A 24977-nucleotide genomic window follows, 5' to 3' on the forward strand; every position below is an offset into this window, starting at 1 on the left:
CGGACTCATACAGGTAAATATAGAATGCTCGAATGCAATACAAAGATAAATACTGCAGACTTTATGAATGTGAAAATCAATAATCTTAAACCTTGTGCGGAATGTGGATCCGTCACGAACCTTTATCAATACAATCTCTGCAAAGTTTGTTTGTCCAAGAGTTTCAAAAAGCTTGTAAAAATCATCGACTCCGTGAGAAAGTAGAATTACTACACTTTCTCTACGTTAGTCGATGAATTATCCATTCCAAGATATTGAACAAAAATGGCAAAAACACTGGGACGACCACCAGACCTTTCGCACAAACGCACACTCAACCAAACCTAAATACTATTGTTTAGACATGTTTCCCTACCCAAGTGGCGCAGGACTGCATGTAGGCCACCCAGAGGGATATACAGCCACCGACATCATTTCACGACTCAAACGAATGGAAGGATTTGAAGTCCTTCATCCCATGGGATGGGACGCCTTTGGTCTTCCTGCAGAACGATATGCAATGACAACGGGAGTTCACCCTCGCACCACCACAAAGAACAATATTGATACCTTTCGCCGCCAAATCAAAAGCCTTGGCTTATCTTATGATTGGAACCGGGAAATTTCGACCACACACCCGGAATATTACCGTTGGACCCAGTGGATTTTCCTTCAAATCTACAATTCCTACTTTGATCGCAAAGAGAACAAAGCACTTCCCATTGCCACACTGACCAAAACCTTAGAAACGGAAGGATCTTCCTTCTTTGAAGGAAAGGAATTACCCAAAGGTCTCCAATTTTCCGCTTCTGAATGGAAATCCAAATCTCGAAAGGAAAAAGAAGACATTCTCTCTCATTTCCGTTTGGTGTATGAAGCAAACATTCCCGTCAATTGGTGTGAGGCACTGGGAACCGTTCTTGCCAACGAAGAAGTAGAAGAATGGACTTCCAAAGGGTATTCTGTAGAAAGAAAACCCATGCGCCAATATATGATGCGCATCACTGCTTACGCCGAACGTCTGCTAAGTGATCTTTCTCTCTGTGAATGGCCTACATCCACTTTAGAAATGCAAAGAAATTGGATTGGAAAATCCGAAGGATTGGAACTTAGTTTCTCCGTTCCTTCTATTTCTAAAGAAATTACTGTTTATACCACAAGACCCGACACTATTTTTGGTGCCACATACCTTGTCCTTGCTCCCGAACACCCACTGGTGTTTGAGCTCACAACTCCAGAACAAAAAGCGGCAGTAGAAACATACCAAAAAGATTGTTCTTTAAAAAGTGATTTGGAACGCACCGAACTGAACAAAGACAAAACAGGTGTGTTTACAGGATCTTACGCCAATTTACCAACAGATTCTACTGTAAAGGTTCCCATTTACATTTCTGATTATGTTTTAATATCCTACGGGACTGGAGCCATCATGGCGGTTCCTGCTCACGACCAAAGAGACTACGACTTTGCTGTGAAGTTCCAACTCCCTATCAAACAAGTGATCGATGGAAAAATGGAACCGAATTTTGCTTTTGATTCCAAAGAATCTGTTTGTATCAACTCCTCTTCCACAGAAGTGGTGTTAGATGGTAAATCTTACAAAGATGCCTTCCAAACCATGTCCACTTGGGCAGAAAAAAAAGGCATTGGTCGTAAAAAAGTCCAGTTCAAACTAAGAGATTGGCTTTTTGCCAGACAAAGGTATTGGGGTGAACCCATTCCACTCGTTCACTTTGCCGACGGGACACCAAAGGCTCTTTCTGATTCCGAACTTCCATTAGTGTTACCTGATCTAGAAGAATTCAAACCTTCAGGTACTGGCGAATCCCCACTAGCACTTGCGAAAGACTGGCTTGTATATACTGATCCTGAAACAGGAGAAGTAGGAAAAAGAGAAACCAATACCATGCCGCAGTGGGCAGGATCTTGTTATTATTACCTTCGTTACATTGACCCAAGAAACAATGACAAACTCATTGATCCAGAACTGGAAAAGGCTTGGATGCCTGTGGAAGTCTACGTGGGTGGGGCAGAACACGCCGTATTGCATTTGTTATACTCACGGTTTTGGCATAAAATTCTTTTTGATTTAGGACATGTTTCATCCCCGGAACCTTTCCAAAAGTTAGTCCACCAAGGATTGATTTTAGGAGAAGACAAAGGCAAAATGTCTAAATCTCGTGGAAACGTTGTCAATCCCGATGATGTAGTCTCTGAATTTGGTGCTGACACACTTCGTCTCTTTGAGATGTTTATGGGTCCGTTTGAAATGTCCAAACCTTGGAGTAAAAACGGAGTGGATGGAGTATTCCGATTTTTAAATCGAGTTTGGAGACTCTTTCACTCAGGGGAAAACGAATCCTTCTTTGTAGAAGACATCGAACCAAACGAAGCGGAACTAAAAACCCTACATCGTACGATTAAAAAAGTAAAAGACGATATCGATAGTTTTTCATTCAACACGGCCGTGTCTCAAATGATGATCTTCATCAATGAATTCACAACGAATCCTAGAAAACCTAGAAAAGTTTTAGAACCTTTTGTTTTGGCACTTTCTCCTTATGCCCCTCATTTGGCAGAAGAACTTTGGGAAAAACTTGGTCATAAAGAATCACTAGCATACCATCCTTATCCCAAATGGGACGAAAAGTATTTGGTAGATGCCAACATCACTATAGTGATCCAAGTGAATGGAAAAATGCGCGGAGAGTTCCTTGCTCCAAGGGATATTGAAGAAAAAGAAGTTTTAGCTCTCGCCAAAGCAGTGGATAAAGCTAAACCATTTTGGGAAGGGAAAGAAATCAAAAAAGAAATCTATGTGAAGGGAAAACTCGTCAATATCGTAGTGGCGGGATAAATTACTTTTCTTTCGAAGTTTAGATCAAAACTACTTTTTATCACAACATACAAATTTTGAAAGCAAAACCCCTTTTCCCTCCATAATTGGATGATCAGGGGTTTTTTATTTATTAATCGATCTACTATAAAATCACCATAACAAAAATCAAAACTCCGAAAAGTACAATAGTCACAAAGGCACCCATCAATATAAACAAGTTAGCACCGGAAGATTTGGAATCCTGAGCGGGTGCATTCCCAACTTTTTTCTTGGCACCTTGTGCCGCAGAACCTTTGTTTGCCGCACCTGTCATACTACTAGGTTTTGGAATCGCAACTTTTACGGGATGTTCTTCTACAGAATGAAGTAAATACTGGTTCGGGCCTTCCGCAAAAATATGATATTCTGTTTTGTTACCCGCAATCCCGAGAAACCTGCCGACCACTGGTTCTTTAGAAATTTTTCCTTCTTCATCAATGAGTCCAAGGATTTGTGCATTTGTTAATCCTTCCGGAGTTTCTGTGGGAACTCGAAATAGAATTTCCATCCCTTCCATTAAATTATCAAACTCCACTCCATTGATAGGAGAAATCACAGTTTTCATATTTAATTCTTTAGGAAAAGAAGATCTGTATTGGGCAATTTGACGTTCTAGTGAGGAAAGTTCACCTTTCGCTGGTTCGGTGGAAATTCCTGGAACGGATGCGTCTTGTGCAGAAGCTGATTCATCCTCTGGTTTCGGAATGGGTAAAATCACTCCTTTCATTGGATTTTCATAACGAAACTTTGCTGTCGAAAGTTTGTCCACTTCGGCTTGGAGTTTAATATTTCTACCCTTCGTTGCGGCAAGGATGGGCATTTCTAAAATTTCAGCAATATGGGAAGGATCTTTTTTTTGCCATAGGGGGAGGAGTTCTTCTAACTTCTCTTTGGTGAAGGCTCTATGTACGGCACGACCAATGTTCTCGGAAATTGCAGGATCATACCCACCTGTTTTTCCAATATCACCTAAGTCTGTGGAAATTTGTACATGATCAGCAAAGGTTCGAATCCGTCGAAATGTTGGAGATGTTCCCACCACAGCATAGAGTTCCATGATATGTTTTCGAATGGAGGAAACAAGAATGAGAACCATTCCGTTCAAACTGTCCAAGTCGATTTTAACTTTTACGAGATAACCGTCTGTAATTTTACCTTGTAAAACTTCCTTGGCTTGTTCGTCCGTAAATACGGCTTCTCTTGTCAGACCAATGAGGTCTGCTTGTCGTTTGAGTTGGTCTGCTTTTGAACTTAATTCGGACATTATTCTACAAACAATTGTTCGTGTGTTTCCGTGGATTTTGGAATTCCACTGAGAGGTACTTCCACACGCGCTACTGTTTCCTTTTTCCTTTCTGATGAATATATAGAGAGCAATCGACGGTCAAAACCAGATTGAGATAATAGTATTTCTACCATGGTGATTCCCATACCCGCTCCTTCCGTACTGTCGCCGTGTTCCATAAAGAACTCGAATAGATTATCATACTTTTTCGCATTAATAAACTTTTCTTTTACTCGTTCGGCCTCAATTGGCAATAATGGAAAATTATTTCTAATTTCTAGGTCGATTTTATCCTTTTGGTAGATGCAGGTGATCTTTACAAAAAGGCCAGATTCCCGCATTTTCTTTTTGTAAGCGGGAAACTTTCTTTCATTGAGACTCGACTTAAAAAGTTTCATTCCCTCTTCATAATCTTGTAAGTTCTGGATATTGAGTTTGAGTTCTTCGAAGATGATTCGTTTGATCGCTGCTTTTGTCGAATTGACGATTAGCTCTTTTGCGGCCGTATAAAAAAGTTCCATTAAATCTTCACGACCAACAGAACCTAAAATTCGGAACAATATGTACTTAAGTTTGGCCTCACCAATATCCCCCATCACATAAGTGATCATTGAGACTTTTTTCCCTAACGCCACGGCACGATCGACAGAGGTGCAGAACTCAGAGCTTAGTTGGATCTCTTGGTACATACCGGTAAACTGAAAAAATTTGCCAACATGTAGGGGATTTGTCTAGCGATTTATGGTTTCTTCAGTTGTTTGCCTAGGATTTCCATCACTCCACTGAGATTCGGTTTGCACGATTGGATTCTATTCTTTAATTTTTCATCAATGTTAGGGATTTTCCCTTCATGAAAGGCAAGTTTGAATTCTGTAAACTTCAGTCCATTCGCTGTGGAGATCACAACAACGGACTCACCCTTTCCAACCACTCCCGACTCCACTGATTTCAAAAGAGCAGCAAGAGCCACACCTGTATGAGGATCATTGTAAAGTCCATAAAGGTCCCCACGTGCTGCGGCATTTGCCAACTCTTCTTCTGTTGCGACTTCCACAATTCCATTGAATTTTTTCAAAACACGGATTGCCTTTTTCACTGATACTGGATCTCCAATTTGGATGGCAGAGGCTAAGGTTTTTTCAGCGGTGACTGGAGAGAAGTCCGCAAAACCTTTCTTAAACGATTCATAGAGTGGACTTGCATTTTTTGCCTGAGCGAGAATGATTCTTGGTAATTTATCGATGAGTCCTAACTCGTACATCATCTCAAATCCCATCCCGAGGGCTGAAACATTTCCTAAGTTTCCACCAGGAATGACAATCCAATCCGGAACCTTCCAACCTAACTGTTGTGTGATTTCGACAGAAATAGTTTTTTGCCCCTCAATGCGAAGTGAATTCATGGAGTTGGCAAGATAAATTGATTTTTCTTTGGTGAGTTCTTTTACCACTGCCATACAACCATCAAAGTCGGTTTCTAAAGCTAAAACTAAGGCCCCATTGGAAACGGGTTGGATGAGTTGGGCCGTAGATACTTTGTTTGCTGGTAATAAGATGATGGAAGGAATTCCTGCCTTAGCTGCATAAGAGGCAAGAGCTGCCGAGGTGTCTCCCGTAGAAGCACAAGCGACTGCTTGGATGGGAACACCATCGGAGATCATTTGATTGACTTGGCTCACAAGAACCGTCATTCCTAAATCTTTAAAAGAACCGGTATGCGAAACTCCGCATTGTTTGACGTGTAGACTTGCCAGACCCAAATCCTTAGCAAGCCGAGAAGCATCATATAAATGTGAGGTCCCTTCCCCAGAAGTGATGATATTTTCATCACTAATTCCTGGAAGAACCCATTCCTTTTTCCCCCAAACACCTGAGGCATTGGGAAATTGGCTGGAACGAAACCTAGATTCAAACTCCGATTTCCATTCTTTAGCTGAAACTTGTTTCAGACTGTCTATATCATGTTCTACATTTAAAAGTTCCCCGCAAGAATCGCAGGAATAAATCACTTGGTGAAGAGGGTAGGTTTTGCGACAAGACTCATTGGTGCAACGAAACTGTGCTCGGAATTGATATTTTGTAAGTGACATAGACTTCTCTAGGCTTCAGATTTACGGAAAGTTCCTTTTCCATTCTGGAGAAAGGGGAAAAATGCACGAATGATTTTTATCGTTTTTTGATGGATATGGAAACAGAAACTAAAGTCTCCCGCCTGTGGGCAAAATTCAAACGATACGCCCGCCGCAGTATTTTCATTTTTCTCTTTCTTTGTTTTCTCCTCTTTGTGCGTATTTTTTTATTCCAAATCTATTCCATTCAGGGAAATTCCATGTATCCGACTCTGGAACACGGATCTGTCGTCTTTGTTTGGAAGGGTGGATTCGCCATTTCCGCCAAATTCTTTGGAACTGAACTTCTCTACACTGACCCCAATATCAATAAATTGGACCTGGTACTTTTTGTAAGCCAAGAAGAGGAACTTGTCGTCAAACGAGTGATAGGTTTGCCTGGAGAATTCTATTCCATTGAAGCCGGGCGCGTCCTAATCGATTCTACGGAATTGTTAGAAAATTATCTTCCGAAAGGAACCTACACAAGCGAACCTAGCACATCTATATTCCTCAATCGACATAACACTCCATTTCTTGCTATGGACAAACAAGGGAGAATTCCTCCTGGTTATTATCTTCTTCTTGGTGACAACAGACAATATTCAACTGACTCGCGTTCGTTTGGACTCGTACCTGTAGAAAAAATCAAAGGCAAAGTAATCTTCTATTTTTAACAATGACCGAATACAAACAACGTTTTAAGTATATCATTCAATTTATACTCTTCTTGTTCGTGATTTTACTCTTTCGTGTTGTTTATCTTACTTATTTTAATGATAATATTATCAATTTAAAATCGAGTAAGTATGTACAACGAGGTACCATTTACGATCGAAGAGGAATCGAACTAGCAATCTCTCGCGAGTCGGCAACGGTGGGTATTGATCCCACGAATATATATGATCCAGAATTAACGGCCCAGGAGCTTGGTCCCATTCTTGGGATTACTCCAACCAAACTCATTGAGACAATTAGAGAAAAACAAAACTACTTTTTGTTAAAAAGAGAAATCGAACTTACCAAAGCAGAAAAAATCAAAGCTTTGGCGCTTCCTGGTGTTCGAGTTGAAAAAGAATACAAACGAATTTATCCTCAAGGTAGTTTGGCTGCAAGTCTTCTAGGATTTACAGGTTACGATGATGACAAAGCACTCTCAGGACTTGAGATGTTATTCAATTTGGAATTGTTATCCACACCCGATGCAGAATCTACGAAAGGTAATAATGTTCATCTAACAATTGATAGTATCATTCAGTATCGATTAGAAAAGTCTTTGCAAAAGGCTTTCCTTCAAACAGCTTCCAAACGTGGAATCGGTATGATTATGGATACAGAAACGGGGAAAATTTTGGCGATGGCTTCTTATCCCAATTTTGATCCCAACCATTTCCAAGACTTTCCATTAGAATCTCATTCCAATTGGTCCATCCGTCATATCTATGAACCGGGATCGACAATGAAAATTTTCATTGCCCTAATGTTACTGAATGAAGGTAAAATCCTTCCTGGCGAAAGGTTTCATTGTCCGGGTTATATCGAAATTGGAAAAACAACCATTCGTTGTACAGACAACCATGGTCATGTCAATTTGGATGAAATATTACAATATTCCTGTAACGTCGGAATCATCAAAGCCGCCCAAAAAATTGATGAGGCAACTTACTACAGTTATATGGATAAATTCAAATTCGGAAAACGAACCAATTTTTCCATCCATGAAGCAAAAGGTTACCTACCTCCACTAAACCGTTGGAATAAAAGTACACCTTACTTTTTATCTATCGGCCAAGGTTTATCTGTTACACCAATCCAACTCATCACAGCAGCGGCAGCAGTTGTGAATGGCGGAATTTTATTTGAACCTTCTGTAGTTTCTCAAGTGACCAATTCTTACGGAGAACTGGTGCATGAATTTTCTATTAAACATGAGTTACTTGGTATCAGAGAGGGTGCAGCTAAAAAAACATTAAATGCCATGAGTAAGGCCGTTTCCCAAGGAACCGGGAAAAAAGCATACTTAGAGAACTACTTTATCGCAGGAAAAACAGGAACTTCACAAAAAGCAAAAGCGGGTGCAGGATACCAAGCTGGTTTATTTACGGCAAGTTTTCTCGGATTTTTTCCAGCTGAAAAACCTAAGTATGTGGGTCTCATTGTATTTGATGAACCTGGTGGAGATGCTCATACCGGTGGTGGGATTGCAGCACCTGTCTTTCGTGAAGTGGTAGAAAGTATCATTCCTATTGTGGAAAAAAGTGAGAAGGCTCTTGTCTATCGATTGAAGGGGGAACGAAATAAAATCTATAAACTCGATCCTTCTGTAATGCCTGACCTTACAGGGTTCACTGCTTCTGAATGCATCCAAATTTTAAAACAACTCAAAGCAGAATACAAATTAGAAGGCTCTGGATTTGTCAAATCACAAGATCCAAAAGCGGGATCATCGCTTTCTCCCAATGCGGCGATCAAAATTATTTTGGAACCTTAAGTGAAAGAATCATACTTAGAAAAAAATCTTGCGGCCCTCCCATCTCGATTGGCCGAATTGGTTCAAAATCCAGCCACTACATTTAATTCAGTAAATTCTCCTGATCCCGAAATTAATATTTCTTATGAACTCACAAAATCCAAAACAGGTGATCCCACTTTAGAGATAGATGGAGTTTGGATCCATAGTCGATTTGATCCCAAAAAAGAAGCAGAACGATTTGCCGCCGAACTACCTCATGATGGAAGTGATCGCATTTATCTTTTGTTTGGTGCCGGTCTAGGTTATATTCTACCTTATTTGATCAATAAAGAAAATGTCACAATAATATGGATGGAACCCTTTCCTTTTTTCATTCAGGAAGCATTTAAAATCTTTGATTTTTCCAAACCTTTGTTAGATGGAAAATTAATTTTAATCACGGGTGAAGGAATGGAAGACCAACTATCCGAAGCAGTGAAAGGGAAAGGAACTCATCCCATCAGTTTTGTTCCCCACCGTGGATCTTGGCAATGGAAAGAAGCCGATTACCAAAGATTAAAATTTACCGCAGAACAAATGTTTCATAAAAAAGATGTGAATCTTGCCACGTTAACACGCTTTGAAAAAATTTGGGCAAAAAATATCTGTTATAATCTACCTGAGTTGTCAAAGTTTCGTCCGGTCTCTGATCTTTTTGGAATTGCGGAAGGAATCTCCATTGTTGTTTGTGGTGCGGGACCTAGTCTTTCCGAATCGATTTCTGAATTGATTACTTACAGAAACCAATTTCTACTACTCGCAGTAGATACTGCTCTTCCCATCCTCTCTTCGTTTGGGGTAGAACCTGACTTGATTTTTTCTGTCGATCCTCAGGCTCTGAACAGCCAATATTTGGAAGATTATTCTGGGGATGCCATTTTGGTATTTGACCCGACCTCTACCTACTTAAGCCTACGATTGGATAAAGGACCAAACAAAGGTTTTGTGACCTCTTCTCCATTTCCCTTGATTCGTTTATTAGAAAGAACAGGTACATCGGAGATTGGTTCTGTTCCTTTTGGTGGTTCTGTTTCTACCAATGCGGCAAGCCTTGCCACTCTAATGGGTGCAAAATTTGTATTTTTAGTGGGGCAGGATTTGAGTTTTACCAAGGGACTTGCTCATTCCAAAGGGGCAGTGCTTGAAGAACGATTGAACTATCTAGAATCTAGAAAGTTTCGCAGGGAAAAACACAACTACAAACAATTATTTGCATTACCACAAAAGAAAGTCACAGGAAATCAGGAAGAAATCTACATCACCAATGAGAAGATGTTGATCTTTAAAAAATGGTTCGAAGACCATGCGAAGGAAAATCCTTGGACCAACTTAACAAAGTTTGGTGCCAGACTGGAAGGAATTCCTCATTCAGAGTTTGAAAAAGAATTTCCCAGTGGGAATTCTGCAGAGAAAAACAATCAAATCAAACTTGTAGAGTCAGTTCGAAACCAAATCCGTTCCCAACTCACAAAAGAAGTTTCGTTTTTTGATACAAGCCAATTGGTTTCAGAAATCCAATCCACTACAGAATCTTTGTCTGAATTTGTAATCACTGTAAAACGTGGCCTTGCCGTATCGGAAAGAATTTATAACCAAATCAAACGCAACCAAATCAATCCCAAAACATTTTCGGAAGATATCAAACAAATGGACGCAATAGATGAACAGGTATCTGGGAAAAAGGGTTTGAATGAAATTTTGAGTTTAGGAATCCAACGAATTATTTTAACCATCACCGAAGGTTATGATGACAACTTAAGTGTAGAAGAAAAAGAAAACACCCAACTGGGTGTAGCAAAGAAATCTTTACTTTTATATGAAGGTCTTTACGAATCCGTTCGGACTACCAAACGGATGCTCACTAAATCTCTATACAGATTACAATAATCTATTCTGTTACTGATAAAACAGTAAAATCAACACGTCTATTTTTGATCCGCCCTGCTTCTGTTGAATTAGATTCAATTTCTGCAGTTTCACCAAACCCACGATAGTCGAGTTGGGATGCACTTACACCTTGTTTCAATAATTCATCATAGATAAACCTTGCACGTTCATCCGATAGAATTTTGTTTTCATCCATCTCACCAATAAAACATGTATGTCCCTTAACTCGAACACGAATCCCAGGATAAGACTTTAAAGCTTCTGCGAGAGTGACAATTTTATCCGCAGCAGTTTCTTCTGTCTGCATACTTTGTTTGATAAAACGAATTTGTAGATCGTTTACATATCGAATCGCTCGAGCTTGGGATTCAAATTTGTCAGAAGCTTTTCCTTCGGATAGAGTTACGCGTTCCAATGATCTTGTGCCTACATCCGATGTAGCATTTGCATTTGTGTTTTCAGAAACTTTCGAACTTCGATTACAACTACGAATTCCAAAAACAATTAATACAATAAAGAATATAAGAATCAGCGTAAGTAATATGATCCTTCCAATTCGGTTTTGTTTGGGAGTGATTTGAAATTTATTTAAAGCAACTAATTCATTGTATTCCGGAGTTGGTGCCACATCGTCTCGGGAACTATCATCACCGTCGTAGACTTCATAGTAAGGAGTAAAACCTTCCGTTGAAGATTTTGCCGATCGAGAAGAACTACGTTTTACAGTAGTATCTTTTTTAGAGGGTCCTTTGGTTGAGGCTTTTTTCTTTGCCGCAGGAACAGAAATTTTGGCTGCCCATTTACGAATCTCTGAACGAAGGTATTCGTCTGCTTCTGGGCTAAATTTGAAATTATCTCGAATGTATTTTACAGTGCGTTTTTCAACATCTGTATAGTCCCCACCATCTTTAATGGCATCAAAAAGGGTCTTTGCAATATTTTTACCAATAGGAGCTTTGCTACGTTTGGTGGCTTTCTCAGCGATTTCTAACAATTCATTATCATATTGTTTACCACTTATGGTACGGTAATAACTATCTGCCACGTGAGAGCTCCTTTGTAATCATATCGACAGATCATGCCAATCTATCCATTCTTTTCTTGGACTTAAGTGTTGAATCCGTCCAGAAATTGGTTATTTTTGATCTTATACTGCAAAGAACCACGGCTAATTCCAAGAAGTTTGGCGGCTTCTTCCTGTGTGGATACTCGTTGGAAGGCTTCTTTGATCCAGATTGCCTCCAACCTTTCGATTGCAAGATTCAGGGATAAATTTTCCGAAGGAGAAAGGATCTCCGTCCCCACAGTAAAACTTTGGACTTTTGAGGAAGATTCGGTTTCTCGTTTTCCATCTTGTAAAAAGGAATGGGGTTCGAGAACTGTTTCCGGTGGAACAAGAACCGCATACTGAATCACACTTTGTAATTGTCTAACATTTCCACTCCAAGGCATCCCAGTCAGTGCCTTCAGAGCATCTGTTGAAAACGTTTTGTTCCTTCCGTATTGTTTGTTGTATTGGTATAAAAAATGATGAGCTAAAAGTGGAACATCCCCTCTTCGTTCGCGTAAAGGCGGCATACGGAGCGGAACTTCCGCTAGGCGGTAATACAAATCCATAGAAAATGTTTCTTTTTGAATATCTTCTAATAAATCTCTTTTACTTCCTGTAAAAATGCGAATGTTAAGAACTTCATCCTTTTTTTTCAAAGTGGGATTTGGCATTGTTTTATCGCGTAAGGTTTGAAAAAGTCTTGTTTGTAAATTTGTTGGCAAATCTCCAATGGATTCAATGTATAAGGATCCAGCATTAGCTTGTTCTAGTTTTCCTGGATTGAATATTTTTCCACTTTGGGCACCGAATAGTTCTGCTTCTAAAAGTTCATAACTAAGACCGGAACAATCGACTGTAAGAAATGGACCATTTTTTCTTTGGGATATATAATGTAATGCCTTGGCGATTAGTTTTTTTCCAGAACCTTCTTCGCCTATGATCATCACCGATGTATCGGAAGGTCCCACTTGCCTAATCCTATGTTTTAAAAATAAAATACTAGGATCATAACCTAATATTTCTTCTACAGGATCTTCTTCTCTTTTGGATTTTTCAAATGCCTCTTTGGCTATACGTTCTTCTAAAATAACAATTGTTAATTGAGAAGCAAACAGTGTGGCTTGGTTGATAATATCGGGAGAGAAAAAATTTACCTTATCTGACTCTAGGTTAAGTACACCAATGGTTGAATCTCTGGTGACTAATGGAATCGCAAGTTCTGAACGAACTGTTTCAATTAGCTTTACATAATCTTTGTCTAAAGTAACATCGGGAACATAGATTATTTCTCTAGTGGAGGCAGCCCGGCCCGTAACCCCTAAGTTAAAAGGAAGTTTGGCGGCAATTTTTTTTTCCCAATCCATCCCTTTGGCAGCAACTATGGTGAGGACTTTTTCTTCCTGGTCCATAATGGATATACTACCGGTAGAGGCTCCAAACAAAGTTAGAGTCATGTCCAAAATGAAATTTAAACGATCCGTAATATTCGGAAGTTGTTGAATTTCTTTTTGGATTTTCCTTAAAGTTCCGGAAATATCCTGTTTTACAGACATTTGTTTATACTTTCGCGTTTGCCTTTTGGTTTGTCAGGTATTTTAAGTAGGCGATTATAAAATCTTCCAGGTCTCCATCCATCACAGCATGTACGTTTCCAGTTTCAAAATCGGTTCTGTGGTCTTTTACCAAATTGTAAGGATGAAACACATAACTTCGAATCTGTGAACCCCAAGAGATATCCCGTTTTTCGCCAGCTTTTTTTGCGTTCTCTTCTTCTGCTTTTTGTTTTTCCATTTCATACAAACGAGCACGAAGCATTTTCATTGCCGTGTCACGGTTTTTGATTTGAGATCTTTCCATTTGGCAGGAAACTACAACTCCTGTAGGAATGTGAGTGATACGCACTGCAGAATCTGTAGTGTTAACGTGTTGTCCCCCTGCCCCAGAAGAGCGGTAAACATCCACACGAAGGTCTTTTTCTTCGATATTCACTTGGATATCATCATCAACTTCTGGCGTTACATACACAGAAGCAAAGGAAGTATGCCTACGTTTGTTAGAATCAAAAGGCGAAATACGTACAAGTCTATGCACCCCAGATTCACATTTTAAATATCCGAAAGGATGGTCACCTTGAATGTATAAGGTGGCGTTTTTAATTCCGGCAGTTTCCCCTGGTTGGTAGTCTACAAGTTCCGCACGATACCCTTTTTGTTCACAAAATCTTGTGTACATTCGCAGTAACATATCAGCCCAGTCTTGCGATTCTGTTCCGCCAGCTCCAGGATGGATATTGATAAATGCGGCCTTTCCATCATCTTTACCAGCAAGGGCATCTAACATTTGCAAGTTTTCGAATGCTTCAAACATACGGTCAAAATCATCGTTTAATGATTTTAAGCCTGCCTCTCCCATTTCTTCGGATGTGAGTTCAATCAAATCAGGAAAATCGAATAGTTCCTTCTTTAATTCCAACCAAGGATCTAATTTTAATTGTAACTCGTTTCGTTTTTGTGTTACCGTTTTTGCTTGGTCAGGTGAGTCCCATAATTTTGGATCGTTTGCTTTTTCAATGAGTGAAGATAACCTGTCATAGTCTTCTTGGAAATTTTGAGCCGTCCAATAGGATTGAAATGATTCAATCATTTCTGATGTTTGTTTTTTTAAGTCTTTTAGTGATCTATCCATAATGCGTAAAACCGAAACGGAAGTTTAAAATAGAGAATCTTTACGAAGTCTTTCCACTTCCCATTGGAATGTAGTTTCTCTCAGTTGCGGAGTATTTCCTTCCACAGTCCCCACTAGAGAATAACTCGATTCTTTTCCATAAGTATCAGGCAAACGTTTGAGTATAAATTTTCCTGATTTAATGAGTTCAATGACATGCAAAAGAAAAGGATCTTTTTCTTTGCGACTCATCTCTTCCATAGAATAATAAAAAGTAGAAAGGCCTTTATAAAACCAATCGATACATTCATTTTTACCACGAGGCCAAATCTGTTCCAAACGAATTTCCGATTCTTGGACCAGTGACTTTCCAAGGAAGGGTTTTTGTAATACACGGCATTGGGAGTAGATTTCAAAATTTAAATCTCTATCCCCACCTTTTTCAAAATCCACGCCGATCCAACGAATCCATGATTTTTTTTCCTTAATAGAGAGAGAAGGGATGAGTGCAAACAAATACCCCTGGTCTTTAAAGATTCTTTCATGAGCTAAGTGTTCTAAGATCTCCATCGGAATCATGTAATGTCCCTTAGTCCATTCTACAACATAAGGAATGGACTCTAATAAAAGATATTCCGGTGGAGTTTCCGAACGTATGATATCTCCAAATTGAGTGAGAATAAATATAAAGGATAATAGTTCCTGACGACTGAGTCCAGATAGAACACTGACAGAACCACTTAAATTCTGAAGTGCCCTACGAATCATTAGATGTTGTTGGAGTTGGGTTTGGTTTTCAGACAAAATAATCCCTAGATGTTTTTCAAAATTGCGAAGGCTTGTGCGTTCACAATTTTTAAAATTTCCAGAGATACTAAACGGCACTAGAGGGCTCTCCTACCTATGTCTTTTCTATAAAATGTATCTGGTGCTTTGATTTTAGTAAGAAAAGCATAACAATCATTGATTGCATCTTTCAAAGAAACACCAAAAGAAGTGATTCCAAGAATCCTTCCGCCATTTGCCAAAATTTGATTCTCCTGACGTTTGGTTCCTGCATGGTATACCACCACATTCCCTTCGTTAGATGGAATTTCCAAAGGCATTCCTTTTTCAGGAGAATCAGGGTAACCTTTTGCCGCAAGTACTACGACAGCAGAAGATCCTTCCTTTAACTTTAAGTTTCGCATTGGAAGATTTCCGATTGCAGAGGTATAAAAAATAGGCAAAATATCTTCATCTAACAGGCGAAGAACACATTGTGTTTCTGGATCCCCAAAACGACAATTGAATTCCACTACACTAGGAACTCCTTCTTTAGTAATCATAAGCCCAACATAAAGAAGTCCTTTGTAAGGATGACCCGATGTTCTAAAATCAGCTAACATTGGTTCAATAACTAGTTCTTTTACTTTAGAAAGCACTGCATCTGTAACAATTGGTGCTGGGGCATAAGCTCCCATTCCGCCTGTGTTCGGGCCAATGTCTCCATCATAAGCACGTTTGTGGTCTTGGGCTGCCGGAAGGCACATATACCTTTCCCCATCGGTGATCACAAAAAGGGATGCTTCTTCGCCTTCTAAAAAAGATTCTAAAACTACTTTGTTACCACTTTCGCCAAACTTTGATTCTAAAAATATCTCATCTAATGCCCGTTTGACTTCCTTGATATCAAAAGCAACTGTGACCCCTTTTCCCGCAGCAAGGCCATCTGCTTTTACCACCAAAGGTAATATTTCTTTTTGAGCGTAACTCCATGCAGATTCATGGTCAGTAAAAACTGCAAAAGAAGCTGTGGGAACTTTGGCCCTCTTCATCATCTCTTTGGCAAAATGTTTACTTCCCTCGACTTGCGCACAATAGGCGGAAGGCCCAAAACAAGGGATATTCATTTCCGCACACCAGTCAGAAAGACCGTTTACAAGTGGGTCTTCTGGTCCAACAATCACGAGATTTGTTCCCGATGATTTTATATAATCAAAAAATTTTGATTTATCAGTAATAGAAATCTCTGAAGAACTTACGATTACTTCTTTCGAAAATCCACCGTTCCCCGGAAATACTTTGAGTGATTCCAAAGAATTTGATTTTGAGATAGCATCCGCTAACGCGTGTTCTCTTCCACCACTTCCAATGAGTAAAACTTTAAATTTATGTTCCAATTTTTTCTAAAGCCCTAACCGTACTATCTAGTTTCTCTTTCCATGTGTAGTACTTTTCTCTTTCTTTTTCTACAACATCTGGTTTTGCTTTTTCTAAGAAGGCTGGTTTGTTGATTTTATTTTCCAACTTTTCCATTTCCAATTGGATTTGTTTTTTCTCTTTTTCCAATCGTTGTTTTTCTTTTTCAAAATCAAAAATACCTTCTAATGGAAGGAAAATCTCTCCTATTGAAAAAGCACCGACAGAATCTGTATTTTTAGCTTCATAAGAATCGATAAATTCCAAACTCTCTGCTTTAGAAAGTTGGAGGATGGATTTGATTTCTCTTTCCATCATCTCTTTTAATTCTTTATGATTACATTTTAAGATAACCTTACATTTTTTCTCAGGTTTAACTCCAAGTTCTGCACGCATATTGCGAATCTTGGTAATGATTTCACGAACCAGTTCCATTCGAACCACTGCAGGTGAAGAATCAGAAACCCCATACGGTTTTGGAAATTCAGTTTTTGCAAGTTCAGTTGAATCAAGTAATGAATGAATTTCTTCCGTAATAAAAGGCATAAACGGATGAAGAAGTCCCAGCGATTTTTTTAACACGCTGATAAGGACGAGTCTTGCTTTTTCTTGTGATTCAGGGGTTACATTCCCATACACGCGAGCTTTGGTTAATTCCAAATACCAATCGCAAAAAGATCCCCAGACAAAATCATAAATGGAATTTGCCATTTCAAAAAAATGATAATCGGAATATGCTTTTTCATAACGTAAAAGCATTTGATCAAATTCATTCAAAATCCAAAGGTCAGTGTCTTCCAAAGTTTTGATTTCAGGTTCTTTGGCAGTGAATTCTTCCGGAAGGTTCATGAAAATAAACCGACTCGAATTCCAAATTTTATTACAGAAGGATCTATAACCATCTAACCTGGATTCGTCGAAAAGAATGTCCTTTCCTTCTGGTAATACGGCTGCGAGGAAAAAACGAAACGAATCGGTTCCGTATTTACTCATCATGTCTAATGGATCGACTACGTTGCCTAGTGACTTACTGAACTTCTTTCCATCTTTATCACGAACAAGTCCATGGATGAGAACTTTCTGAAACGGAACATCACCCATAAATTTCAGACCGTTCATAATCATCCGTGCTACCCAGAAAAAGATAATATCAAACCCGGTGACTAAAACTGATGTAGGATAATATTTTTTGAGTTCTTCGGAATTTTCAGGCCAACCAAAAACAGTAAATGGCCAAAGTCCGGAAGAAAACCAAGTATCAAGAACGTCTTCATCTTGTTTGATGGTATCTTTTGTAACAGAAATTCCTTTTTTGGAAAATAGCGTTACTGCTTCCTCAATGGATTCTGCAACCACCATATCTCCGTTTGGTGCATAATAAGCAGGGATTCGATGTCCCCACCAAAGTTGGCGAGAGATACACCAATCACGGATATTTTCCATCCATTCAAAGTATGTTTTTTCCCACATCTTGGGTTGGAACTGAACCTTCCCAGTTTTTACTACTTCAATGGCGGGTTTTGCTAGGGATTCAATTTTCACAAACCACTGAGTCGATAACAACGGTTCAATGACCGCTCCCCCTCTTTGGTTGTGGCCGACACTATGGATGTGGGTTTCTATTTTTTCAATATAACCACCGGACTCGAGTTCTTCTACAACTCGTTTACGGGCTTCAAACCGATCGAGACCATTGTATTTTCCTGTTTGTTCATTCAATGTCCCATCCAAATTCATAATATTGATAGGAGTTAAATGCAAACGAAGCCCAGCTTCATAGTCATTGATATCATGAGCTGGAGTGATTTTCACAAGTCCTGAACCAAATTCTTTATCCACAAAAGAATCGAATAAAACAGGAATTTCCTTTCCAGCAATTGGCAAATACACAAATTTATCTTTTAGTTCCGCATAACGGACATCATCTGGATGTGCGCAGACGGCAACGTCACCAAACATTGTTTCTGGTCTTGTGGTTGCTACGACGATGTATTCGCCTTTGGAAAGTGTTTTCGGATCTTTTGATTTAAATTCTGCTTTAGGATATTTAACATGATAGAGTTTGCCTTGTTTTTCTTTATACTCTACTTCGATATCGGAAATGGCAGTTTTAGTCACAGGGCACCAGTTGATAATCCGTTCACCACGATAAATCAAACCTTCATCATACAAACTGCGAAACACTTTGATGACTGCTTTGGATAGACCTTCATCAAACGTAAATCTTTCACGAGACCAATCTACCGATTCACCGAGTAACCGTTGTTGTTTGGCAATCATTCCACCGGAATGAGCTTTCCACTCCCAAACTTTTTCAATAAAACCTTCGCGTGTAAAATCGGTTCTAGACTTTCCTTCTTTCGCTAGCTCCCTTTCTACAACCACTTGTGTTGCAATTCCCGCATGGTCCATTCCAGGAACCCAAACTACATTTTTCCCTTTTTTACGTTCAATACGAATGATGATGTCTTGGATGGTATGATTGAGTGCATGCCCAATATGTAAGTTTCCTGTAACGTTGGGAGGAGGAATGACGATCGAAAATGTTTCTTTGCGAGTTGAGTCAGGGACAAAGGTTTTTTTTTCTTCCCAGGTTTGTATCCATTTGGGCTCTACGGATTCGGGATCATAACGGTCAGGTAGCTGTGATTTCATAGGGTCTTTGGATTTCTTGCACTTTACTATGTTTCGTAAAGAGTTTAGGGGTCAAGGATGAAACAGCTACCATCAGGTTCGCATTGACAGAAAGGGGAGGCAAAAGAATCTGGTTGGCATGAACGCAAAAACAGCAAAAATCCTCGGCAAATATGCAACCTTCAAAGGTGTTTCAGAAAAACAATTGAAACGCGATTGGTTGTCTCTTTCCCATATCGATAAAGATAAAAAAAGACAAGAAATTCTCAAAGAAATCGCTAAGAAATAAAACATGCGGAAGTTTCCTTCCGCTCTTTTTATGGAACGAAAGTTTCGAATTCTAATCATTTTCTTTTTTCTTGGATTCTCCTTCACTACCCTCTCTCATTGCTCTAAACAAAGTGACATAATACTTTCCCAATACCAAGAGAGTTTGGCTTTGGCAAAAGACTCAAACCGCAAACTCATTATAGTTTTTGGTGCCGATTGGTGTCCTGACTGCAATGCATTAGATGGGATCTTCAAAGAACCAGAACCAAAAGCCCTACTCTCTCAAAATTTCCTCGTCTTTAAAGTAGATGTTGGTCGCTTCGATAAAAACTTAAGTCTAAACGATACACTTGGCAATCCCATCCAAAATGGAATTCCTGCTTTGGTTGTCATCGACCCTTCGGGAAAAATTCTTACCTCCACCAAGGGAGGAGAATTCTCTAACGCAAGTAAGATGACAAAAGAACAAGTGTTAGAATATTTACACCATCTTTAGGAGAAGGTTTGTTTTAAACAATCCACCAGCAATTATGCAACCATCAGATTCCCAACTAACAAAGTTTTTATTCACAAAAAAAATAAAAACTATGATCCAATACTCGCTCTACTTATTTACTTTTCTTTTAACAATTTCTCTTTCTGCGGAAGAAATCACAACTCCTACTTTAGTTGTTGGGAGTCCACTACCCGAAATCAATTATACAAACCAATGGGAAGAACCAAGTCCCATTCCAAAAGAAACCACAAAGGTATTATTCATTTCAGATATGGATGCAAGTAAAATCATCCACCCTATCTTAGAAAAAGAAGGAAAAGGATATTTGGAATCCAAACAAGCCGTGCTTATTTCTGATATCCATAGAATGCCATCCCTTATTACAAAATTTGTGGCATTACCCAAAATGAAATCCTATCCGTACACTCTACGTTTGGTGAGAGAAGAAACAGTAGCCGATCCAATTCCTAGAACCAAAGGATCTATTACCCTCATCAACTTAAAAGAAGGAAAGATTATTAAGATCCAAATCACAAACTTGGAATCAGAAATCCGTGCCTTTTTAGAAGTACAAGAGAAACCTAGTAAATCCGGTCGTTAAACACTGAATATGTGTCAAATGATCGTTTTTTTTCCTTAGAAATGTAAAATCTTCTTGATAACGACGTTCTCTATTCACAAAATCTCTCCCTGAACCTATCTTAAGTAGCGAGAGAAATACTATGGCACTTCCTAAAGTTTGTGTAATTGGCGCAGGATCCTCCGGAATCACAGTCATTAAATCTTTGAAGGAACACGGAATTCCTTTTGATTGTTATGAAAAAGGAAGTGATGTAGGAGGTAACTGGCGTTACAAAAACGACAATGGACTCAGTAATATTTACAAGTCGCTTCATATTAATACCCATAGAGATCGGATGGAATACCGCGACTATCCGATGCCAACCAACTATCCCGATTATCCAAACCACGATCCCATCCAAAAATACTTTTTATCTTACGTAGACCACTATGGTCTACGCAAACACATCCAATTCAAAAATGGAGTGAAAAAAGCAGAACGAACAGAAGAGGGAATTTGGAAAATCACTCCCGAAAAAGGACCTACCAAATACTATGATGTGTTAGTTGTCGCCAATGGGCACCATTGGAGTGAACGTTGGCCGGACCCCGCCTTTCCTGGTAAATTTTCTGGTCAAATTATGCACTCTCACTCCTATGTTGACCCAAAAACGCCCGTTAATTGCGAAGGTAAAAATGTCGTAGTTCTTGGAATGGGAAATAGTGCGATGGATATCTCAGTTGAGTTATCTAGACCCGGTGTTGCGAAAAAAGTTTTTTTGTCTGCAAGACGCGGTGCTTATGTCATTCCTAACTATCTATTTGGAAAACCTTTAGATAAACTAACAGAATATACACCACATTGGGTTCCGTTTTTTATCCAACAAACACTGGCTCACCTTCTCATCCGGTTCGGTGTCGGAAAAATGGAAGACTTTGGATTACCAAAACCAGATCATAAGTTTGGATCCGCTCACCCAACCATCTCTCAAGATTTACTCGTAAGACTTGGTAGAGGAGATATCAAACCAAAACCAGTGATTACTGAACTCAAAGGTAAAAAAATAGCTTTTGCTGATGGAACAGAAGAGGATGCGGATGTTCTCATTTATTGCACTGGATACAATATCAAGTTTCCATTCTTTGATGAGAATTTTTTATCTGCTCCCAATAACTACATTCCTCTTTTCTATAAAATGATGAAACCGGGAATCAATGATTTATTTTTTGTAGGCCTTATGCAACCGTTAGGTGCCATTATGCCACTTGCTGAATGCCAAGGTAAGTGGATTGCCCAATATCTCACGGGAAACTATCAAATGCCTTCTAAGGAAGAAATGGAAAAGGCAATTGAAAAGGATCAAAAAGATATGAAAAAAAGGTATGTGAGTAGCACTCGCCATACCATCCAAGTGGATTACGATACCTTCATCTACAATATGAAAGAGGAAATGGCTGCGGGTAAAAAAAGAGCGGCTAAACTCGGAAACCATTTGCCAATCGAAGCACGAGCAGGATTGTTTTCGGAAGGCCGAAATGAAACTGCAAAATTCTCAAAAAAGAAATTGGTTCGCAAGTAAAAAGACTCTAAGTTTATTCCTCACAACCTGTCTTTCTATCTGCGGGACAGGTTGTGTTTCCAAAGGTTACTCCTACCAAGGAAACCCACTCTTCGGATGGATGGAATCCTCTGGTGAAATTCGTGCGACAGATCCTTATCCTATTTTAAAAAGATATCCCTCCTTCCAAGCCACAGATTTCGAATTTCCAGTCGGTGGAAAGTATGCCGAAGGATATTATTTAGCTCAAAAATTTGGTGCCGAGAATGGAAAGTTCGGTGGCCGAAAACATCTTGGGGAAGATTGGAATTCCATTACTGGTGGAGATACCGATTATGCGGCCCCTGTTTATGCGTTTGGGAATGGGGTTGTTTCGGAAATCGCTGACTACGGTGGTGGTTGGGGGAAAGTTGTTCGCATCGTACACCACCACAATGTAGGCAATGGGGATTTTTGGTTTTTAGAAACAGTCTATGCCCACCTCCATACAATCGACGTAGAACCGGGACAATTGGTAAAAAAAACAGAATGGATTGGAACGATTGGTGATGCGGGAGGAAATTATCCTGCCCATTTACATTTCGAACTTCGTTCGGTCATCGGTGCTTCGTTAGGTGGAGGTTATGGATTAAAAACAGAAGGGTTTTTGCCACCCACTCGGTGGCTGATGCAGTATGGGCCAAAAGAAAAATCCTTTTCTGAGGATAGTTTTCATTATCTAATCGAAAAAGGGGGAACTCTCTAATCGGTTATTTTTAATATACGAATTTAATAACTGCTGATAAAACCCAACACTTCGTCTTCTTTCTCAGCATTTGTGTCATAAAAATTACAATGGATCTCATACAGAGGTTCGTTCCCGACCTTTTCACATTTCAAAGTTTTCACAAGAAAGTCGACAGAACCTGTCATTGAAATCATTTTTAAGGAAACTTTTAATATAGAAGGCACTTCTATGTCATAAGGGTGGAAAAACATAATCCCCCGAGCACTGATATGTTTTTTAGAATCATAATCCTTGAGATGTTCCAATTGAACTTCAAATGTGGATGGAATTTCTGTATAATGATTTGGTTTCATAGTCTTAGTGTATACTGCAACAAACATAGTATCATTGAACTCTCATTCAATTACTATTTTATTACGTTCCTATAAATCTTTATGCAAAAATGATATTAAACCCTGCAAGAAGCACAATAAGTCCAACACCCCATGCTAAAATCCGTGGATCCCAAAATGGATTTGTTTTATCCCGATCTGAATAGATCAAACCATGAAGATCCTTAGTTGTATCCTCTTTTTCTATATAACTCACAATGACCATGGTTAGAAAACAGACCAAACCAGAGTAAATGGCACCGTAAAAATTAGAGACCATATCCGATTTATAATGTAAAATCTCTAATGAGTAAAGGATAAAGTGAACTAATCCACTTCCTGTTCCGAGTAACATACCGTAAAAAGCACTCCAACCGGATGCACGTTTCCAAAACATCCCTAACAAAAATATCGAAATAAGAGGTGCATTAAAAAAAGAAAAGAGGAGTTGGATGTAGTTCATTATATTCTCAAACTGCATAGCTATGTAAGATGCAAAAATGGCAAATATGATAGCAAACATTGTAGAACGTTTTCCGATCTTTAAATAATCTTTATCCTCTTTATTTTTGCTTATGTATGTTTGATAGATATCATAAGTAAAAATAGTATTCATCGCGGTGATGGAACTGGACATGCCCGCCATAAATGCAGCAAGGAGTGCTGTAGTTCCAAGACCTAACATTCCGGAAGGATAAAAATTCTTAAGTAATATTAAAAAACTTTTATTGTATTCTCCATTCATCTCCTTTGAAAATTCCGTTAAAGCAATTAAACCGGGGATCACAGTTAAAAATGGTAAAAACAATTTGAACATAGCTCCGATGAGAGGAGTTCTTCTTGCAGCACGGTAATCTTTAGCCGCCATGGCTCTTTGCACTTCAGTAAATCCACAAGTCCAATAAGAAAAAGATAATACAAAACCAAGTCCCACAGTGACACTTAACAAATCCCATCCAAGTTCATTTTGTCCACTCACAAGTCCTTGCCACATATGTTTGTGCGAATTAGGAACTTTTTGCAAAAGTCCATCCCAGCCACCTAACCTTGTCAATCCGATGATTACTAGTGGGAACAAACCTAGAACTGTTAAAAAAAATTGCATTACTTCCGTATAAATGGAAGAACTGAGTCCCCCAAAATAAGTATAAACCAAAACAATCCCTGCACTAAATAAAATGGAAAGGTGAGGATTCCAACCAAACATCGTTTCAAATACCAAAGACAAAGAATAAAGATAAATTCCTGAGCCAAGCGCAAGGGATAATAAAGTAATCAGTGAATTAACTAAATGGGCAGGCCTGTTAAAACGATAACGTAAGTATTCAGGAACACTTCTAATCTTTGAGGAGTAATAAAATGGCATCATAAAGATCCCAAGAAAGATCATTCCGGGAATGGCACCTAAATAGTAAAAATGAAAGGTTAAAAATCCATATTCTGCCCCACTGGCACTCATCCCTAACAATTCTAAGGCGGAAATATTGGCAGAGATAAAGGCAATTCCCGTAATCCAGCTAGGGATCTTACGACCTGCAAGAAGGAAATCACTCGATTGGTTCATGGATTTTTTGAGTAAAACTCCAATCACAACCATAAACCCAACAAAGACCAAAAGGATGAGATAATCGATGGGGGAAAGGGTTACGAACATAGGCTCGTAAGAAACTGGAAAACCATGCTTTGTAAAGAGGAAATCCCGAATCTCGCCTATCGGCGATTATTTTCCTTCAAAAATTTCGAAACTTACCGACACTCATGGTAACTCTTTTCCCGAAAAAGACTTTTCGAATTATGTCACATTGATAGATTCGG

At 39.1% G+C, this 24977-nt stretch carries 20 protein-coding genes; 9 read left to right on the top strand and 11 right to left on the bottom strand.

From position 1 onward, the window contains the following. The first annotated feature begins 232 nt into the window (after positions 1–232). Entirely contained in the window at positions 233–2836 is a 2604-nt protein-coding gene (leuS, locus tag LEP1GSC203_RS02760; RefSeq protein WP_002972500.1) for a leucine--tRNA ligase, read from the top strand. A 124-nt stretch (positions 2837–2960) separates the two neighbouring features. Here leuS and LEP1GSC203_RS02765 read toward each other — a convergent pair whose 3' ends face one another. Genes LEP1GSC203_RS02765 through thrC form a run of 3 tightly spaced genes read right to left on the bottom strand, consistent with a single transcriptional unit; the run spans position 2961 to position 6231 of the window. Then, positions 2961–4121, bottom strand: coding sequence for an LIC10486 family protein (locus LEP1GSC203_RS02765; RefSeq protein ID WP_002972617.1), 1161 nt, complete (start codon positions 4119–4121; stop codon positions 2961–2963). Continuing rightward, positions 4121–4831 (bottom strand): hypothetical protein, encoded by a 711-nt coding sequence (locus tag LEP1GSC203_RS02770; protein WP_039937018.1) that lies wholly within the window; start codon positions 4829–4831, stop codon positions 4121–4123. The genes LEP1GSC203_RS02765 and LEP1GSC203_RS02770 overlap by 1 nt, the downstream gene beginning before the upstream one ends. Before the next feature lie 50 nt (positions 4832–4881). Beyond that, a complete protein-coding gene (gene thrC, locus LEP1GSC203_RS02775) occupies positions 4882–6231 on the bottom strand; it encodes a threonine synthase (protein WP_002972469.1) in 1350 nt (449 codons plus the stop codon). 95 nt (positions 6232–6326) lie between these two features. Between thrC and lepB the strand changes: the two genes are divergently transcribed. The 3 genes from lepB to LEP1GSC203_RS02790 are packed head-to-tail and all read left to right on the top strand — an operon-like array spanning position 6327 to position 10648. Then, complete coding sequence (lepB, locus tag LEP1GSC203_RS02780; protein ID WP_232225745.1) at positions 6327–6926, top strand: signal peptidase I; 600 nt, start codon at positions 6327–6329, stop codon at positions 6924–6926. A 2-nt stretch (positions 6927–6928) separates the two neighbouring features. Next, a complete protein-coding gene (locus tag LEP1GSC203_RS02785; RefSeq protein ID WP_002972159.1) occupies positions 6929–8740 on the top strand; it encodes a penicillin-binding protein in 1812 nt (603 codons plus the stop codon). Further along, positions 8741–10648: a motility associated factor glycosyltransferase family protein gene (locus LEP1GSC203_RS02790; protein WP_002972292.1), complete on the top strand. Its 1908-nt coding sequence runs from the start codon at positions 8741–8743 to the stop codon at positions 10646–10648. It begins immediately after the preceding gene. A gap of 1 nt (position 10649) precedes the next feature. Here LEP1GSC203_RS02790 and LEP1GSC203_RS02795 read toward each other — a convergent pair whose 3' ends face one another. From LEP1GSC203_RS02795 to LEP1GSC203_RS02820, 6 genes are all read right to left on the bottom strand, one after another. Beyond that, positions 10650–11693, bottom strand: a complete 1044-nt coding sequence (locus tag LEP1GSC203_RS02795) for an OmpA family protein (RefSeq protein ID WP_002972565.1) — start codon at positions 11691–11693, stop codon at positions 10650–10652. A gap of 62 nt (positions 11694–11755) precedes the next feature. Further along, complete coding sequence (locus LEP1GSC203_RS02800) at positions 11756–13252, bottom strand: sigma 54-interacting transcriptional regulator (protein ID WP_002972525.1); 1497 nt, start codon at positions 13250–13252, stop codon at positions 11756–11758. Between the two features lie 4 nt (positions 13253–13256). Further along, a complete protein-coding gene (gene prfB / locus LEP1GSC203_RS02805) occupies positions 13257–14384 on the bottom strand; it encodes a peptide chain release factor 2 (RefSeq protein ID WP_002972244.1) in 1128 nt (375 codons plus the stop codon). A gap of 24 nt (positions 14385–14408) precedes the next feature. Then, the gene (locus LEP1GSC203_RS02810) at positions 14409–15248 is read right to left on the bottom strand and encodes a hypothetical protein (RefSeq protein WP_002972351.1); all 840 of its coding nucleotides are present in this window, start codon (positions 15246–15248) and stop codon (positions 14409–14411) included. Next, positions 15248–16525: a phosphoribosylamine--glycine ligase gene (gene purD / locus LEP1GSC203_RS02815; RefSeq protein WP_002972380.1), complete on the bottom strand. Its 1278-nt coding sequence runs from the start codon at positions 16523–16525 to the stop codon at positions 15248–15250. Before purD ends, LEP1GSC203_RS02810 begins: the two co-directional genes overlap by 1 nt. Then, positions 16515–19199 (bottom strand): valine--tRNA ligase, encoded by a 2685-nt coding sequence (locus LEP1GSC203_RS02820; RefSeq protein ID WP_002972280.1) that lies wholly within the window; start codon positions 19197–19199, stop codon positions 16515–16517. Before LEP1GSC203_RS02820 ends, purD begins: the two co-directional genes overlap by 11 nt. Positions 19200–19317: 118 nt before the next feature. Between LEP1GSC203_RS02820 and LEP1GSC203_RS19840 the strand changes: the two genes are divergently transcribed. The 5 genes from LEP1GSC203_RS19840 to LEP1GSC203_RS02840 all read left to right on the top strand — a co-directional run bounded on the left by LEP1GSC203_RS19840 (position 19318) and on the right by LEP1GSC203_RS02840 (position 22809). After that, positions 19318–19467 carry a hypothetical protein gene (locus tag LEP1GSC203_RS19840; protein WP_002972862.1) on the top strand — a complete coding sequence of 50 codons (150 nt, stop codon included), beginning with the start codon at positions 19318–19320 and terminating at the stop codon, positions 19465–19467. Positions 19468–19470: 3 nt separating this feature from the next. Continuing rightward, a complete protein-coding gene (locus tag LEP1GSC203_RS02825) occupies positions 19471–19944 on the top strand; it encodes a thioredoxin family protein (RefSeq protein ID WP_002972846.1) in 474 nt (157 codons plus the stop codon). 34 nt (positions 19945–19978) lie between these two features. After that, on the top strand, positions 19979–20545 hold the full coding sequence (locus tag LEP1GSC203_RS02830) for a hypothetical protein (RefSeq protein ID WP_002972371.1): 567 nt from the start codon (positions 19979–19981) through the stop codon (positions 20543–20545). Between the two features lie 121 nt (positions 20546–20666). Further along, positions 20667–22085 carry a flavin-containing monooxygenase gene (locus LEP1GSC203_RS02835; RefSeq protein WP_002972501.1) on the top strand — a complete coding sequence of 473 codons (1419 nt, stop codon included), beginning with the start codon at positions 20667–20669 and terminating at the stop codon, positions 22083–22085. Next, positions 22042–22809 (top strand): M23 family metallopeptidase, encoded by a 768-nt coding sequence (locus LEP1GSC203_RS02840; RefSeq protein WP_002972199.1) that lies wholly within the window; start codon positions 22042–22044, stop codon positions 22807–22809. Before LEP1GSC203_RS02835 ends, LEP1GSC203_RS02840 begins: the two co-directional genes overlap by 44 nt. Before the next feature lie 23 nt (positions 22810–22832). On the opposite strand, the gene LEP1GSC203_RS02845 is transcribed toward LEP1GSC203_RS02840, so the two are convergent. Both LEP1GSC203_RS02845 and LEP1GSC203_RS02850 read right to left on the bottom strand, forming a co-directional pair. Further along, positions 22833–23144 carry a hypothetical protein gene (locus LEP1GSC203_RS02845; RefSeq protein WP_002972341.1) on the bottom strand — a complete coding sequence of 104 codons (312 nt, stop codon included), beginning with the start codon at positions 23142–23144 and terminating at the stop codon, positions 22833–22835. Positions 23145–23223: 79 nt separating this feature from the next. Then, complete coding sequence (locus LEP1GSC203_RS02850; RefSeq protein WP_002972479.1) at positions 23224–24816, bottom strand: sodium:solute symporter family protein; 1593 nt, start codon at positions 24814–24816, stop codon at positions 23224–23226. Positions 24817–24977 lie beyond the last annotated feature (161 nt).

Source organism: Leptospira terpstrae serovar Hualin str. LT 11-33 = ATCC 700639, from assembly GCF_000332495.1.
Taxonomy (GTDB): domain Bacteria; phylum Spirochaetota; class Leptospiria; order Leptospirales; family Leptospiraceae; genus Leptospira_A; species Leptospira_A terpstrae.

What these genes read in the sequence shown, in the direction of transcription:
- LEP1GSC203_RS02850 (WP_002972479.1), bottom strand. Translation starts at nt 24,816, where the DNA reads ATGTTCGTAACCCTTTCCCCCATCGATTATCTCATCCTTTTGGTCTTT.
- LEP1GSC203_RS02845 (WP_002972341.1), bottom strand. Translation starts at nt 23,144, where the DNA reads ATGAAACCAAATCATTATACAGAAATTCCATCCACATTTGAAGTTCAA.
- leuS (WP_002972500.1), top strand. Translation starts at nt 233, where the DNA reads ATGAATTATCCATTCCAAGATATTGAACAAAAATGGCAAAAACACTGG.
- LEP1GSC203_RS19840 (WP_002972862.1), top strand. Translation starts at nt 19,318, where the DNA reads ATGAACGCAAAAACAGCAAAAATCCTCGGCAAATATGCAACCTTCAAA.
- thrC (WP_002972469.1), bottom strand. Translation starts at nt 6,231, where the DNA reads ATGTCACTTACAAAATATCAATTCCGAGCACAGTTTCGTTGCACCAAT.
- LEP1GSC203_RS02840 (WP_002972199.1), top strand. Translation starts at nt 22,042, where the DNA reads ATGAAACTGCAAAATTCTCAAAAAAGAAATTGGTTCGCAAGTAAAAAG.
- LEP1GSC203_RS02800 (WP_002972525.1), bottom strand. Translation starts at nt 13,252, where the DNA reads ATGTCTGTAAAACAGGATATTTCCGGAACTTTAAGGAAAATCCAAAAA.
- LEP1GSC203_RS02785 (WP_002972159.1), top strand. Translation starts at nt 6,929, where the DNA reads ATGACCGAATACAAACAACGTTTTAAGTATATCATTCAATTTATACTC.
- lepB (WP_232225745.1), top strand. Translation starts at nt 6,327, where the DNA reads ATGGAAACAGAAACTAAAGTCTCCCGCCTGTGGGCAAAATTCAAACGA.
- LEP1GSC203_RS02835 (WP_002972501.1), top strand. Translation starts at nt 20,667, where the DNA reads ATGGCACTTCCTAAAGTTTGTGTAATTGGCGCAGGATCCTCCGGAATC.
- LEP1GSC203_RS02765 (WP_002972617.1), bottom strand. Translation starts at nt 4,121, where the DNA reads ATGTCCGAATTAAGTTCAAAAGCAGACCAACTCAAACGACAAGCAGAC.
- LEP1GSC203_RS02770 (WP_039937018.1), bottom strand. Translation starts at nt 4,831, where the DNA reads ATGTACCAAGAGATCCAACTAAGCTCTGAGTTCTGCACCTCTGTCGAT.
- LEP1GSC203_RS02830 (WP_002972371.1), top strand. Translation starts at nt 19,979, where the DNA reads ATGCAACCATCAGATTCCCAACTAACAAAGTTTTTATTCACAAAAAAA.
- LEP1GSC203_RS02825 (WP_002972846.1), top strand. Translation starts at nt 19,471, where the DNA reads ATGCGGAAGTTTCCTTCCGCTCTTTTTATGGAACGAAAGTTTCGAATT.
- LEP1GSC203_RS02820 (WP_002972280.1), bottom strand. Translation starts at nt 19,199, where the DNA reads ATGAAATCACAGCTACCTGACCGTTATGATCCCGAATCCGTAGAGCCC.
- prfB (WP_002972244.1), bottom strand. Translation starts at nt 14,384, where the DNA reads ATGGATAGATCACTAAAAGACTTAAAAAAACAAACATCAGAAATGATT.